This is a genomic window from Nocardioides sp. NPDC058538 (assembly GCF_042719275.1).
Taxonomy (GTDB): domain Bacteria; phylum Actinomycetota; class Actinomycetes; order Propionibacteriales; family Nocardioidaceae; genus Nocardioides.
The window spans coordinates 44,087-58,349 of sequence record NZ_JBHXNY010000030.1; the positions used below are offsets into that span (position 1 = coordinate 44,087).

The window sequence follows — 14,263 nt, forward strand, 5'->3', positions numbered from 1 at the left end:
GCCGGTCAGACGACGGCCTCGGAGGTGGTGAGGGCCAGGGCGGGCGTGGAGGCGGCACGAGGCCAGACCTCGGCGAGGATCTCGACCCCGCGGCGGACCAGCTCGGGCCGGGGCGTGATCGCCAGCCGCAGGTGACGCTCGTAGGCGCCGTCGACCCCGAACCTCGGTCCGGCGGTGACGAGCAGCCCATGGGGCCTGGCGGCGAGGGTGAGCTGGGAGCTGACCGGCGCGGGCAGGCCGACCCAGGCGGAGAGACCGCCGTCGATGCGCGGCGGCAGCTCCCAGTCGGGCAGGTGCTCGCGCATCGCGTGGTAGAGCGCGGCGCGGCCGGCGGCGAGCTGGTCGGCTCGCTCGCGCAGGATCTCGGGCAGGTGCCGGAACAGGATCGTGGTGACCAGCTGCTCCCAGATCGGGGTGCCGAGGTCGGTGGCGGAGCGTCCGCTGGCGATCTGGGTCAGCAGCACCGGATCGGCGCGGATCCAGCCGACCCGCAGCCCGCCCCACAGCATCTTGCTCGCCGAGCCGATGTGGACGACGCGGGCCCCGTGCTCGCCGGCCATCGCGGCCAGCGGTGGGTAGGTGTGAGGTCGGTCGATGTTCAGCTCGGCGGTGGTGTCGTCGGCCACGAGGAGGGTGTCGACCTTCGCCGCGGCGTGCAGCAGGCGGAGCCGGTCCTCGGTCGACATCGAGCGAGACGTCGGGTTGTGGAAGTCGGGCATGACGTACGCCATCACGGGGGTGGTCCGGGCGATGGCCGCCTCCATCGCGGGCATGTCCCAGCCGGCATCGGTGGTCACCGGGCTCGTGATGATCCGGGCTCCGGCGAGGCTCAGGGCGTCGTACGCGTTGGGGTAGGACGGGCTCTCGGCGTAGGCCCGGTCGCCGCGGCTGATCACGGTGCGGGCGAGCAGGGCGATCGCGCTCTGGCCACCGGTGGTCACCATGATCTGGTCGGGATCGGTCGGCAGTCCGCGATCGGTGTAGCGCGCCGCGATCTCCGCGCGGAGCTCCTCGATGCCCCACAGCGTGTAGCCGGGGCCGGTCATGTGGTCGGCCAGCCGACGGGTCGCCTCGACCGCGGCCTCCGGAAGCCGCCGGGTGGCCGGCAGGGTGGCCCTGACCAGGTCGATCTCGCCGCCCTCGGTGAAGGAGTCGGGTGCGGTGGGTGGCAGCTTCGTCGTCGTACCCGACCCCTGGACGCTCAGTGCGTAGCCGTGCTCGCGCAGACGCCGGTAGGCGGCCGTGATCGTGGTGCGGCTCAGCACCAGCCGCTCGGAGAGCTCGCGCTCGGAGGGGAGACGTACGTCGGCCGAGAGCCGTCCGTCGATCAGCAGCAGCTGGATCCGTTCGGCGAGGTTCTCGTACGCCGGGCCCTCCCCTTGCCACTGACCGAGAAGGCCAGCAAGCGCAGTGGCACCAATTCTTCCGCGAGGCATGAGGCCACCTTACCGTGATTGGCTTCTTTACCTTCGATTGGACTCGTGATTGGCTTTGCAATCGTGAAGGATCTCTCTGTGAAGTCGCTCTCTTGGTTGATAACTGGACTCTTCCTCTACGGCATCGCGCTCGCCATGCTCGTGCAGGGCTCGCTGGGCCTGGCGCCCTGGAACACGCTGGCATCGGGACTCGTCGAGATCACCGGGATCTCCTTCGGGATGATGACCAACCTGATCGGGCTCGTCGTCCTGCTGCTCTGGATCCCGCTGCGACAGCGGCCCGGCGTCGGCACCGTGCTGAACGTCCTGCTCGTCGGCACCTCGGCGGAGATCGGCCTCTGGCTGCTTCCGCAGCCATCGGACCTGGTGGCACAGGTCGCGCTCTTCACCGGCGGCCTGCTCCTATTGGCCGCGGCGACCGGGATCTACATCGCGCCCGGCCTCGGCCCGGGTCCGCGCGACGGCCTGATGACCGGCCTGCACGAGCGCACCGGTGCCCCGGTCTGGCTCTGCCGTGGGGGCGTCGAGCTCACCGTGCTGGCAGTCGGCTGGCTCCTCGGCGGAATGGTCGGCATCGGCACCGTCGCCGAGGCGCTGCTCATCGGTCCGATGGTGCACCGCACCCTGCCGTTCTTCCGGACCCTGTACGCCGGGCGGCCGGACGCCGCGGCGGTCGCCGCCGAAACACGCGCGAGTGCATGATTTAACCCACACGAATTTCCTGTGGCGCCCCCGACAGGATTCGAACCTGTGACCGTCGGATTAGAAGGCCGATGCTCTATCCAGCTGAGCTACGGAGGCGTGGCCTGTGTGAGCACCCCGCTGGAAGGGGGTTTGCGCAGGCCGCGGACGATCTTACCGGTGCCCGTATCCCTTGTGTGCATCGGAATCCGAAACGCTGGCCGGAGTGTTACCAAGGTGTGGGGGGTATTTGGGTGCACTGTCCCCGCACTGTCGACGTGAGTGTCCGATTGGCGGACCACGAGGGTTCGAGACTGGGCCCGATCATCGGTAAGGTCCCCGGACATGACTATGGAGTCCATGTGCACCTCGTGCGGTGCGGCCGTCACCGGTATGCGCTTCTGCACAGGTTGTGGGACCCCCGTCAGAAGCGCTCATCAGCCGCCGTCGCAGGGTGCACCGGAGCCGGTTGCACCGCCGCGACTGCCGCAGCGGGGTGCCGATCCTGAGCAGGGTGGTCTGTCGTTGCCGAGGCGTGGGCAGGGAGCTGCTGCGCCCGCGCCTGAGGCCGACCCGGAGCCGGCCCCGTTGCCGCTCGAGCAGGTCAGGCGTACGCCGGGGGCCTCGATGGCGCCTCAGCTGAACATGACCGCGCCGAGCGGTGAGCAGCCGGCCTTCGGCGGTGGCATGGCCCCGCCGCCGGCGGGTTCGGATGATGGTGGCCTGTTCGGGCTGGCGGCGCGTACGCCGAAGTTCGAGCCCGAGCTCGCCTCCCAGTCGCAGTCGCTCTTCCTGCCCAAGCGCAAGCGCGCCGCAGAAGAGCCCGAGCCGACCCCGGATCCTGAGCCCGAGGCACAGGCCGCCGCGCCGGCGCCGCTCCCGGATCTGCCGACGCGGCCACCGGCGCAGGAGCGCACGCCCGAGCCGCCCGCTCCCGCGCCCACGCCGCAAATGCCCGAACCGCAGGCGCCGCAGACCCCGGAGCCGATGGCCGCGCCTCCGCTGCCCGAGCGTCCGGCCGCGGCGTACCACCAGAGCGCGGAGCACCCGACCTTCGTCGACCCCGCGCCGCAGTTCGGTGGCCCGGCCCCCGAGGCGACCCACGAGGCGATGCCGCCGGTCGAGCGACGCCAGCCCGAGCCGGTCCGTCCGGACGAGACCCAAGTCGCGATGAGCCCTCGGTTCGACGCCGTCGACGAGGAGGCCTCCGGAGGCACCCGTCCGCGTGACGAGTTCGAGCAGTTCGCGCCGCCACAGCCGCAGTTCGACGCCCCGGCGCCCGAGTCGCGCTACGACGACGGCCAGCCCGATCTCGGCCAGCAGGCCCCGACGTACGGCGACCCCGCCTACGCCCCGCTCGCGCCGCAGCTCGAGCCCGACCAGGCCCAGTGGTCCCAGGGCTACGACCAGCCCTACGACCAGCCGTACGATCAGCCGTACGGCCAGGGCCCAGGCCCCGACCAGGGCTTCGGCCAGGCGTACGAGCAGCCCTACGAGCAGCCCTACGGCCAGCCGCAGGACCGGTCCCAGGACGAGCTCGGCCAGCCGTACGGTGATCCCTACGGCCAGAACCCCTACAACGACGCCACCCTGGTCGGGCAGCCGCCGGTCGGCGGTGGGCCCAACACCCCGGCGCCGCCGCCGATGGCGCCGCAGGGCTATGACCCGTACGGGAACGGCTACGACGCCCGCTACGAGCCGCAGCGCGGTCAGGGTGGTCAGGGCAAGGGGCCTGGTGGTCTCGACCTGAAGCGCTGGGGCCTGATCGTCCTCGCGCTGGCCGTCGTGGTCGCGATCATCGCCTTCGTCATCGGCCTGATCAACAGCAACGGCGACGACGCCAACGCCGAGACCGGCACCACCCAGGGCGCCACCACGACCGAGGGCGGTGCCGCCGCCGAGGCCAAGAAGATCGACGACCTCATCAAGACCTCGGCCAAGGACAAGGCGGCCATCGGCGCGGCGCAGGCCGACCTCGAGGCCTGCGAGAACATCGACGAGGCGATCCAGACCTTCCAGGACGCCGCGGCCTCTCGCGAGAAGCTGGCAACGAAGGTCGCCAAGATCGACACCGCCGTCCTCCCGGGATCGCGGAAGCTCGTCAAAAACCTCGAGTCAGCGTGGATGACCTCGCAGAACGCCGACCTGGCCTTCGCCGCCTGGGGCGAGAAGCGCAAGGTCAACGCCGACGGCGAGTGTGTGGGCGGCAAGGGCAAGCTGGAGAAGGCGACCACGCTCAGCCTGGCCAGCCATGACCCGAAGAAGGCAGCCGCCAAGGCGTGGGGGCCGATCGCGGAGGAGTACGGCCTCGAGCCCGTCGAGTGGAAGAAGCTCTGAGACGACTGGAGCGAGGCCGAGCGAAGGAGTGACCGCGCGAAGCGCGGAGCTGACCTGGGCTTGAGGCTCAGCGTGAGCGGAGGTACGCCGCCATCGCACGTTTGATGGCGGCGGCCGTCCGCGCCTGGAACCGGTCGGACTTCAGCAGGCGTGCGTCCTCGACGTTGCGCATGTTTCCGGTCTCGAGCAGCACCTGGGGGACCGTGGTGAGGTTGAGGCCGGCCAGGTCGTCGCGCTCGACGAACCCGCCCTCACCGAGGTAGCTGGCCAGCGGCATCCCGGTCTTCCGCATCTCGGTGCGGAGCAGCTGGGCGTAGCGTCGCGAGGGCTCGACGACCTCGTCGTTGGTGCCCGAGGGCACCGGGATCAGCAGCGAGTAGCCCCGCTCGGACGCGACCGCGCCGTCGGCGTGGATGTCGATCGCGACGTCGGCCTTCGCGTCGTTGATGATCTTCGCGCGCTCGTCGATGCATGGCCCGACCCCGTCGTTGCTGTCGCGGGTCATGACCACCTTCGCACCCGACTCGCGCAGATCGGCCGCGAGCTTCGTGGCAACGGCCCAGGTGAAGTCGGTCTCCGGGTAGCCGTCGTCGGTCGCGGTGCCCGTCGTGTTGCACGGGCTCTGCGACCGCCCGTTCCACACCGGCTCGTTGATCACCTCGGGCGCGCCCGCGTTGCCGCCGTTGTGGCCGGGGTCGATCCCGACCACGGCTCCCTCGAAGATGTCGTCCGATCCGCTCGACGCGGAGGTGGACGGGGACGCCGTGGCTGAGGGCGATGCGGCGGGCTGCTGCCGCGGCGTACTTCCTGGGCTGCAGGCCATCAGGGCCGATGCCAGCGCGAGGCAGCCAGCCACGGCGGCCGCCGACCGAGTTACCTCGGTGGGCAGCCACTTCCCTCGTGGAACTCCACGAGGGAAGCGCGACTCGACTGAGTTACCCTTCGACAAGCTCAGGACATCGCCTCGGTCAGCATTCACGTCACAGATGCTGACCCATCCACGCCTCGACGTCGTCGGCCGTACGCGGGAGGCCGGCGGAGAGGTTCACGGAGCCGTCCTTGGTGACGACGATGTCGTCCTCGATGCGGATGCCGATGCCGCGCAGCTCCTCGGGGACGAGCTTGTCCTCCTTCTGGAAGTAGAGGCCCGGCTCGACGGTGAGGACCATGCCTTCCTGCAGCGGCCCCTCGATGTAGGTCTCCTTCGACGCGGAGGCGCAGTCGTGGACGTCGAGGCCGAGCATGTGGGAGACGCCGTGGAGGGTCCAGCGGGAGTAGGTCTTGTTGTCCTCGGAGAGCGCCTCGTCGACGGACACGGGGAGCAACCCCAGGTCGTCCAACCCATGCGCGAGGATCTCCATCGCGGCGAAGTGGCCGGCGCGGAAGGTCACGCCCGGGCGGATCGCCTCGATGCCGGCCTGCTGTGCCTTGTAGACGAGCTCGTAGAGGTTGCGCTGCAGCGGCGTGAACTTCCCGGAGATGGGCAGGGTGCGGGTGATGTCGGCGGTGTAGAGGTTGTGGCCCTCGACGCCCATGTCGAGCAGCACCAGCTCACCGGGCACGATCGGGCCGTCGTTGTCGATCCAGTGCAGCGTGGTGGCGTGGGACCCGCCGCCGACGATCGAGTCGTAGCCGAGGTCGTTGCCCTCCGCGCGGGCGCGGCGGAAGAAGGTGCCCTCGATCCAGCGCTCGCCGTGCTTCAGGACCTGGTCCCACTCACGCACCGCGTCGGTGAAGCCCCGCACGGTGATGTCGCAGGCCTCCTTGAGCTCGCCGAGCTCCCACTCGTCCTTGATCAGGCGCAGCTCCGAGAGCGCCTTGGCGAACTCCTCGTCGCGGGAGGCGTCGGCCGGGGCGACCAGCTTGTCGACGTCGCCCGAGACTCCGCGGAGGACGCGGGTCGGGGTGTTTCCGGAGAGGTCGGACTCGAGCTGGTCGACGTGGCGTACTTCGATGCCGAGCGAGTCGGAGAGCTCACGGGCTGAGGGGCGCGCCCCGGCCCAGAGCGCGCCGTACTGACGGTCGCGGAAGAACTCGTCGGTGTCGCGACCGCTGCGCGGGCGGGCGTACAGGACCGAGCTGCCGTCGGGCTCGATCACGACGACGGCGTCGGAGGTCTGGTTGCCGGTCAGATGCACGTGCGCGGTGTCGGCGCGGAAGCGGTAGTCGGTGTCGTTGGCGCGGACCTTGTAGGTGCCGGCCGGGACGATCAGGCGCTCACCCGGGAAGATGCCCGAGAGCCGCTCCCGGCGGGCGGCCGCCCACGGCGTGATCGGATGCTCGGGAACCTCGACCTCGCGGTCGTCCCAGCCCTCCCTCATGAACGTGGACCACGCCTCCGGAACCGTCTGGTCGTGGCTCTCGGTGTGGTCGTCTGCAGGAGTGGGGGCGCCTTTGTCCGTCATACCGGAATCGTACGCCGCGCCGGATCCACAACGCTCGTGAGTTCCCAGGCCACGCGGGTGGCGGGGACGTCTCGATCGGTGTCTGGTCGCACGTGCGGTCCGTACGCCCGATAGTCTGGCGCGCATGGGGGCGATCCCGAAGGATCCGACGAGAAGCAACCGCACGTTCACCATCGTGGTGGGCGTGCTTGTCGTGCTGACCTCTTTGCCGGTGCTCGGCATCGTTCTGCTCAGCACCAGCGTCGTCAACGACCATCTTGCCCCGACCGGCGCGATCCTGGGAGTGCTCTTCGCAGCCATCCCGGTGGTGCCGCTGGTCTACGCCTTCCTGTGGCTGGACCGCTACGAACCCGAGCCGAAGTCGCTGCTCGCGCTCGGTCTGGGGTGGGGCGCCTTCGTCGCGGTCGCCGCCGCGCTGATCGTCCAGAGCGTCGGGGCGCTGCTCGCCGGGTGGAGCCAGCCGACCCAGCTCGCGATCGTGGCTCCGGTCACCGAAGAGGCGGCCAAGGGGCTGTTCCTCCTGGTGCTCCTGGTCTGGCGTCGACACCTCCTCGACGGAGTGCTCGACGGCATCGTCTACGCAGGCATGGTCGGCATCGGCTTCGCCTTCACCGAGAACATCCTCTACCTGGGCGGCACCTACAACGGCACGCCCGGCATGGGCGACAGCTCCACCGGACACATCGGTGAGTTCACCGCCGTCTTCGTGATGCGCTGCCTGTTCAGCCCCTTCGCACACCCCTTCTTCACCGCCTTCGTCGGCATCGGCATCGGTGTCGCGGTGGTCACGCGCAAGCGCTGGCTGAAGGTCGTGGCGCCGCTGCTGGGCTACGCCATCGCGGTGCTCGCACACGCCACCTGGAACGGCTCGACGCTGCTCTATGACGGGGCCGGGTTCCTGCTGGCGTACGTCGTGGTGATGGTTCCCGCGTTCGTGTCTTTGGTGATCTTCGCGGTCTGGCGGCGAAAGTCCGAGCGGATCGTGCTGACCCGGTCGCTGACCGACGCCGCGCAACGCGGGTTGATTCCCTACACCGACATCGGCTGGGTGGTCGATCTGCGGCGCCGGGAGCAGGCGCGGAGGTTCGCGTCGGCCCACGGAGGGGCTCAGGGGGTTGCGGCCATGCGTGAATACCAGCAGGCTGCCATCGAGCTCGGATACTTGCACTGGCGATTCCTGCGCGGCAACCCGCCGCCAGACTTCGCCGCCCGGGGGAGGGCATACGTTGACCGCATCAGTGAGGTACGTCCACACATCGCGTTCCCGAGTGGGCAGGTGATGACCGGATGAGTGACGAGAACAGGCACGACGACAACGCGCCGGAGCCTGCTCCGGAACATGCCCCTGAGACGCGGCCGGAGCCCTACGAGGCGCTGACCGCGGGGATGCTCGCGGAGAAGCCGACCACCGAGTTCGAGGCCGCCCGGGCAGAGATCGAGGCGTCCGGCGGCGAGAGCAACCGGATGGTCACCTCGCTCATCCAGCTCCACCAGGCGCTGACCGAGGTCACCCTGCCGCTGGACCTGCCCGGCACCGACGAGCAGCGAGCCGCCAGGCAGAACATGGTCGAGCAGCTCGAGGACTACGTCATCCCGCGGATGATGACCATCGACGCGCCGCTCCTCGCGGTCGTCGGCGGCTCCACGGGCGCCGGCAAGTCGACGCTGGTGAACTCGCTGGTCGGCACCAAGGTGACCACGCCGGGGCTGCTGCGGCCGACGACCCGCTCGCCGGTGCTGGTGCACAACCCCGAAGACGGCCGCTGGTTCGGCCAGGACCGCCTGCTTCCCGAGCTGGAGCGGGTCAACCACCCGACCAACGACCCAGGCGCGCTGCAGCTGGTCGCGAGTGACCGGCTCCACCCCGGCCTGGCGATCCTGGATGCGCCCGACGTCGACTCGGTCGAGGAGGCCAACCGGGTGCTCGCGGCCGAGCTGCTCGCCGCGGCCGACCTGTGGGTCTTCGTCACCTCGGCCGCACGCTACGCCGACCAGGTGCCGTGGGAGTTTCTCCAGCTCGCCGCCAACCGCTCCACCGCGGTGGCGGTGGTGCTCGACCGCACTCCGACCGAAGCCGTCCAGACCGTCGCCGGCCACCTGGCCCGGATGCTCGCCTCGCGCGGGCTCAAGGACTCACCGCTCTTCATCGTGCACGAGGGCGAGGTCTCCGAGCACGGGCTGCTGCCGGCCGAACACGTCGCCGAGGTACGCGCCTGGCTCGACATGCTCGCCGACGACGCCACCGCGCGTCACCAGGTCGTCACCCAGACCCTCGATGGTGCGGTGCGGGCGCTGACCCTGGAGGTCCACCCGATCGCCGACACCGCAGACGGTCAGGGAGAGGCTGCGCAGCGGCTGCGTACCGATGCGGACATGGCCTACGACGAGGCGCTCAAGTCGATCATGGCGGCGACCGCCGACGGGACGCTGCTGCGTGGCGAGGTGCTCGCGCGCTGGCAGGAGTTCGTCGGCAGCGGCGAGATCCTCAAGGCGCTCGAGACGAAGGTGGGGATGCTCCGCGACAAGTTCCTCGGCTCGATCAAGGGCAAGCCCCAGCAGGCAGAACGGGTGACCGCGGCCGTACAGGGCGGCCTGGAGATGCTGATCCTGGAGCAGTGCGAGGCGGCTGCCGAGAGGGCAGAGGCGGCCTGGCAGATGAGTCCCGCGGGACGCGGGCTCCTCGCCGCCGGCCCCGCCGACCTCGGCCGAGCCTCGCGTGCGTTGCGGCCCAAGGCCGAGCGCGCGGTGCGCGACTGGCAGCAGGACGTGCTCGACATGGTGCGCAGCGAGGGGCAGGACAAACGTACGACCGCGAAGTTCCTCTCCTACGGGGTCAACGGCCTTGGCGTCGCGCTGATGGTGGTCGTCTTCGCCTCGACCGGAGGAGCGCTCGTCGGTGCCGAGGTGGGCATCGCCGGCGGCACCCTCCTGCTCGGCCAGAAGCTCCTGGAGGCGGTCTTCGGCGACCAGGCCGTGCGCGGCCTCGCGTCCCGGGCGCGCAAGGCGCTGGAGGTACGCATCGTGGGCCTGGTCGACGAGGAGCGTGCGCGTTACACGGGTCAGGTCGACGCGCTGCAGATCGACCATGGTGCACCGGAGCGACTGCGGCACGCTGCGCGGAAGGTCGGCGACGCCCGTTTCGCCAGCCAGCGCGGCGATGGCTGAGACTTGTCAGACTGAGACTTTTCGGGAAGGGAAGGGGGATCATTGAGCGGCCTGCTCGAAGGTGCGAAGAACCTGGTCAGCCGAGGTGGAGATCTCGGTGATCGGCTGGACGGACTGACCGCTGCGACCGTGGCGGCGACGGGGCGCCTCGACGACGGACTCGTCGAGGACGCGCGCGCCGTGGTCAACAAGGCTCAGGGACGCCTCAAGCTCTCCGCCGACCACACGGTCGTCGGGGTCGCGGGGGCGACCGGGTCGGGCAAGTCGTCCACGTTCAACGCCCTGACCGGGCTGGAGCTCTCCGCCGTCGGTGTCCGGCGGCCGACCACCTCCTGGGCGACCGCCTGCGTGTGGGGTTCGGAGGGCGCTCAGGAGCTGCTCGAGTGGCTGGGCATCCCCGAGCGTCACCAGACCACCCGCGACTCGATGCTCGACACCCGCCGTGAGGGGCACGAGCTCGACGGCGTGGTGCTGCTGGACCTGCCCGACCATGACTCCACCGAGGTCTCTCACCATCTCGAGGTCGACCGGCTGGTCGAGCTCGCCGACATGCTGGTGTGGGTGCTGGACCCGCAGAAGTACGCCGACGCGGCCATCCACGACCGCTATCTGCAGCCGCTCCGGACCCACTCCGAGATCATGGTCGTGGTGCTCAACCACATCGACCGCGTTCCCGAGGACCGTCGTGAGTCGATGCTGGGTGACGTACGCCGCCTGCTCGACCAGGACGGGCTGCGCAACGTGCCGGTGATCCCGGTCTCGGCCAAGCTCGGCTGGGGGATCCCGCAGCTCAAGACCGAGATCGCCCAGCGGGCGGCGGCGAAGCGGGCCAACAAGTCCCGGCTCTCCGCCGACATCAAGACCGCTGCCGTGAAGCTCGCCAAGGCGTCCGGTGACGCCAAGCCGCGTTCCCTGGCCAAGCCCCGGGTGGAGGCCCTCGAGGACGCCATCTCCGAGGCCGCCGGGGTGCCGACCGTGGTGGACGCGGTCGAACGGTCCGTACGCACCCGGGCCAGGGCGGCCACGGGCTGGCCGCTGGTCTCGTGGGTCTCCCGGCTGAGGCCGGATCCGTTGAAGCGGCTTCACCTGGCGCTGGGGGAGGAGGCGACCCAGCTGGCCGGGCGCGCCCGGACGTCGTTGCCGCAGACCACCGCCGTCGAGCGCGCGCGGGTCGACACCGAGGTGCGTCAGCTGGCCGACGAGGCCGGCGCCGGGCTCGCCTCGCCGTGGCGCGACGCGATCCGGCGGGCATCGGTCTCGCGAATGGATGACCTCGCTGACAGGCTCGACGCATCGGTCGGCGGAGTCGACCTGAACGCCGAGCGGCTGCCGCTGTGGACCGGGCTGGTCAAGGCGCTCCAGTGGCTCCTCATCATCCTCGCCACCGTCGGGCTGGTGTGGTCGGTCGCACTGCTTCTCTCCGGAGCCGCTCAGCTCGGCGACGTGACGCCCTCTGTGGCCGGGGTCGAGCTGCCGTACGTCCTCTTCATCGGTGGTGTCGGGCTCGGGCTGGTGCTGTGGGCCGTGTGCCATCTGCTGGTGATCAGCACCGCTCGACGGCGGGCGCGGTCGGCCGATGCGCGGCTGCGTACGGCGGTCGCCGACGTCTCCCGTGAGCTCGTCGTCGACCCGATCGAGACCGAGCTGGCCGCCTACACCGCTCTTCGGCACGGGGTGGCCAAGGCGCTGCGCTGACCGGTCGGCGGGCCGATCACTGTCCACAGGCACGGTTCGATCCGGGGTTGTCCACAGGCAGACTTACGCCGCCGGGAACTGTCGGTGGTCGAGCGCAGGGTTGTCTCCGAGGCCCGCATCAGGCGGGCGCGAACTCTGAGGAGACAACGATGAACGACTCGATCATCACCCTGCGCGGCAACGTCGGTGCCGACCCCGTCGTGCGGAGCGTCGGTGAGTTCTCGGTCGCGAACTTCCGGATGGCGTGCACACCGCGGAAGCTCAACCGGTCCACCGGAGAGTGGAGCGACGGCGTGACGCAGTGGTTCTCGGTGAGCGCCTGGCGTCAGCTGGGGGAGAACGTCGGGCGCTCGCTTCGCACGGGCGACCCCGTGGTCGTCCAGGGACGGCTGTCCACCCGCAGCTACGTCAACAAGGACGGGCTCGAGGTCAACACCTTCGAGGTCGAGGCGACCGTCGTCGGTCACGACCTCAACCGCGGTATGAGCAGCCTCTCGCGCAACCCGCGCTCCCTGGCCGCGGTCGCCGCCCCTGCCTCTGGACCCCGCGACGACGACCCAGAGGGCGACCCGCTCTCCGACTGGCGGGCGCCGGGCGCGGACCCGTGGGAGCAGAAGCCGGCGACCGAGGACGATGGCGAGGCGCCCGCCGAGACGGAGACCCTTCGACAAGCTCAGGACACCGCCTCTGAAGCGGCGTGAGGTGAGCCGGGCGGGCGCGGGGCCCTGTGGCGGGGTGCGCCGGTTGTACCGGCGTGCCTCTCCCTCATTAGGGTGGGGACCATGGCCGACTACATCCTCTCCCTGCGCAATGTGCGCAAGGCCCATGGCGACAAGGTCGTCCTCGACAACGTCACCCTCTCGTTCCTGCACGGTGCCAAGATCGGCGTTGTCGGCCCGAACGGCATGGGTAAGTCCTCGCTGCTCAAGCTGATGGCGGGGCTGGACCATCCCAACAACGGCGACATCGTCCGCGACCAGGACGCGACCGTCGGGATGCTCCAGCAGGAGCCGCCGCTGACCGAGGGCAAGACCGTCCTCGAGAACGTCGAGGAGGCGGTCAGCGAGATCAAGACGAAGATGAAGCGCCTCGAGGACGCCTACATGGAGATGGGTGACCCCGACGCCGACCAGGACGCCCTGATGGCCGAGACCGGTGATCTCCAGACCTTCCTGGACAACATCAACGCCTGGGACATCGACTCCAAGCTGGAGCAGGCGATGGACGCGCTGCGCTGCCCTCCGGGCGACGCGATCGTCGACAACCTCTCCGGTGGTGAGCGCCGCCGCGTCGCGCTGTGCAAGCTGCTCCTGCAGGAGCCCGACCTGCTGCTGCTCGACGAGCCCACCAACCACCTCGACGCCGAGTCGGTGCAGTGGCTGGAGGGTCACCTCAAGTCCTACAAGGGCGCCGTCCTGGCCGTCACCCACGACCGCTACTTCCTCGACAACGTCGCCGAGTGGATCGCCGAGGTCGACCGCGGCTCGATCCACGGCTACGAGGGCAACTACTCCACCTACCTCGAGACCAAGAAGGACCGTCTCAAGGTCGAGGGGCAGAAGGACGCCAAGCGAGCCAGGATGCTCGAGAAGGAGCTGGAGTGGGTCCGCTCCAACGCCAAGGCTCGCCAGACCAAGTCGAAGTCGCGTCTGGCCCGCTACGAGGAGCTCGCCGCCGAGGCCGACAAGGCTCGCAAGATCGACACCGCCGACATCAACATCCCGCCGGGCCCGCGCATGGGTGATCTGGTGCTGGAGGCCAAGGGCCTGGTCAAGGGGTTCGAGGACCGCACGCTGTGGGACGACATCTCCTTCTCGCTCCCGCGCGCCGGCATCGTCGGCGTCATCGGTCCCAACGGTGTCGGCAAGACGACCCTGTTCCGGATGATCACCGGCTCCGAGAAGCCTGACGCGGGCGAGCTCAACGTCGGCAAGACCGTGAAGATCTCCTACGTCGACCAGAGCCGTGGTGGCATCGACCCCAACAAGAACGTCTGGGAGGTCGTCTCCGACGGCCTCGACTTCATCAAGGTCGCCAACTTCGAGATGAACTCGCGGGCCTATGTCGCCTCGTTCGGCTTCAAGGGTCCCGACCAGCAGAAGAAGGCCGGCGTGCTCTCCGGTGGTGAGCGCAACCGTCTCAACCTGGCGCTCACCCTGAAGCAGGGCGGCAACATGCTGGTTCTCGACGAGCCGACCAACGACCTCGACGTCGAGACCCTCTCCTCCCTCGAGGACGCGCTGCTCGAATTCCCGGGCTGTGCCGTGGTCTCCTCCCACGACCGGTGGTTCCTCGACCGCGTCGCCACCCACATCCTCGCCTGGGAAGGCACCGAGGAGAAGGAGGGCGCGTGGTTCTGGTTCGAGGGCAACTTCGAGTCCTACGAGGCCAACAAGATCGAGCGCCTCGGCCAGGAGGCCGCCCGCCCCCACCGCGTCACCCACCGTCGCCTCACCCGCGACTGACCAACTCGCGCCGAGTCGGCGCGTTCTGACCAGAACCCGCGCCGAGGCGGCGCGGTAGAAAGAGGCGACACGGGGCGGG

The 14,263-nt window shown here is 69.8% G+C and carries 10 protein-coding genes and 1 tRNA gene; 7 read left to right on the forward strand and 4 right to left on the reverse strand.

Annotation, left to right across the window (positions count from 1 at the left end):
* Positions 1-5 precede the first annotated feature (5 nt).
* The gene (locus ACFWQC_RS22080) at positions 6-1,436 is read right to left on the reverse strand and encodes a PLP-dependent aminotransferase family protein (RefSeq protein WP_378682913.1); all 1,431 of its coding nucleotides are present in this window, start codon (positions 1,434-1,436) and stop codon (positions 6-8) included.
* 78 nt (positions 1,437-1,514) lie between these two features.
* Between ACFWQC_RS22080 and ACFWQC_RS22085 the strand changes: the two genes are divergently transcribed.
* Positions 1,515-2,138, forward strand: a complete 624-nt coding sequence (locus ACFWQC_RS22085; RefSeq protein WP_378682916.1) for a YitT family protein — start codon at positions 1,515-1,517, stop codon at positions 2,136-2,138.
* 22 nt (positions 2,139-2,160) lie between these two features.
* On the opposite strand, the gene ACFWQC_RS22090 is transcribed toward ACFWQC_RS22085, so the two are convergent.
* A tRNA-Arg gene (locus ACFWQC_RS22090) sits at positions 2,161-2,237 on the reverse strand.
* A 405-nt stretch (positions 2,238-2,642) separates the two neighbouring features.
* On the opposite strand from ACFWQC_RS22090, the gene ACFWQC_RS22095 reads away from it, so the two are divergent.
* Positions 2,643-4,454, forward strand: coding sequence for a hypothetical protein (locus ACFWQC_RS22095; RefSeq protein ID WP_378682919.1), 1,812 nt, complete (start codon positions 2,643-2,645; stop codon positions 4,452-4,454).
* Between the two features lie 67 nt (positions 4,455-4,521).
* Here the strand turns inward: ACFWQC_RS22095 and ACFWQC_RS22100 are convergent, their stop codons facing one another.
* Both ACFWQC_RS22100 and ACFWQC_RS22105 read right to left on the reverse strand, forming a co-directional pair.
* Positions 4,522-5,310, reverse strand: a complete 789-nt coding sequence (locus ACFWQC_RS22100; protein ID WP_378682922.1) for an N-acetylmuramoyl-L-alanine amidase — start codon at positions 5,308-5,310, stop codon at positions 4,522-4,524.
* Positions 5,311-5,434: 124 nt separating this feature from the next.
* Positions 5,435-6,859, reverse strand: coding sequence for an aminopeptidase P family protein (locus ACFWQC_RS22105; RefSeq protein WP_378682925.1), 1,425 nt, complete (start codon positions 6,857-6,859; stop codon positions 5,435-5,437).
* A gap of 124 nt (positions 6,860-6,983) precedes the next feature.
* On the opposite strand from ACFWQC_RS22105, the gene ACFWQC_RS22110 reads away from it, so the two are divergent.
* From ACFWQC_RS22110 to ettA, 5 genes are all read left to right on the forward strand, one after another.
* Positions 6,984-8,150, forward strand: coding sequence for a PrsW family intramembrane metalloprotease (locus ACFWQC_RS22110; RefSeq protein WP_378682928.1), 1,167 nt, complete (start codon positions 6,984-6,986; stop codon positions 8,148-8,150).
* Complete coding sequence (locus ACFWQC_RS22115) at positions 8,147-10,024, forward strand: dynamin family protein (RefSeq protein WP_378682931.1); 1,878 nt, start codon at positions 8,147-8,149, stop codon at positions 10,022-10,024. Before ACFWQC_RS22110 ends, ACFWQC_RS22115 begins: the two co-directional genes overlap by 4 nt.
* 42 nt (positions 10,025-10,066) lie before the next feature.
* Positions 10,067-11,719 carry a YfjP family GTPase gene (locus tag ACFWQC_RS22120; RefSeq protein ID WP_355021061.1) on the forward strand — a complete coding sequence of 551 codons (1,653 nt, stop codon included), beginning with the start codon at positions 10,067-10,069 and terminating at the stop codon, positions 11,717-11,719.
* 149 nt (positions 11,720-11,868) lie between these two features.
* Entirely contained in the window at positions 11,869-12,420 is a 552-nt protein-coding gene (gene ssb, locus ACFWQC_RS22125; RefSeq protein ID WP_378682934.1) for a single-stranded DNA-binding protein, read from the forward strand.
* Between the two features lie 81 nt (positions 12,421-12,501).
* Entirely contained in the window at positions 12,502-14,184 is a 1,683-nt protein-coding gene (ettA, locus tag ACFWQC_RS22130; protein ID WP_378682937.1) for an energy-dependent translational throttle protein EttA, read from the forward strand.
* The last annotated feature ends 79 nt before the right edge of the window (positions 14,185-14,263 follow it).

Coding starts and splice junctions, on each gene's coding strand:
- ettA (WP_378682937.1), top strand. CDS start 12,502: ATGGCCGACTACATCCTCTCCCTGCGCAATGTGCGCAAGGCCCATGGC.
- ACFWQC_RS22110 (WP_378682928.1), top strand. CDS start 6,984: ATGGGGGCGATCCCGAAGGATCCGACGAGAAGCAACCGCACGTTCACC.
- ACFWQC_RS22105 (WP_378682925.1), bottom strand. CDS start 6,859: ATGACGGACAAAGGCGCCCCCACTCCTGCAGACGACCACACCGAGAGC.
- ACFWQC_RS22115 (WP_378682931.1), top strand. CDS start 8,147: ATGAGTGACGAGAACAGGCACGACGACAACGCGCCGGAGCCTGCTCCG.
- ACFWQC_RS22080 (WP_378682913.1), bottom strand. CDS start 1,436: ATGCCTCGCGGAAGAATTGGTGCCACTGCGCTTGCTGGCCTTCTCGGT.
- ssb (WP_378682934.1), top strand. CDS start 11,869: ATGAACGACTCGATCATCACCCTGCGCGGCAACGTCGGTGCCGACCCC.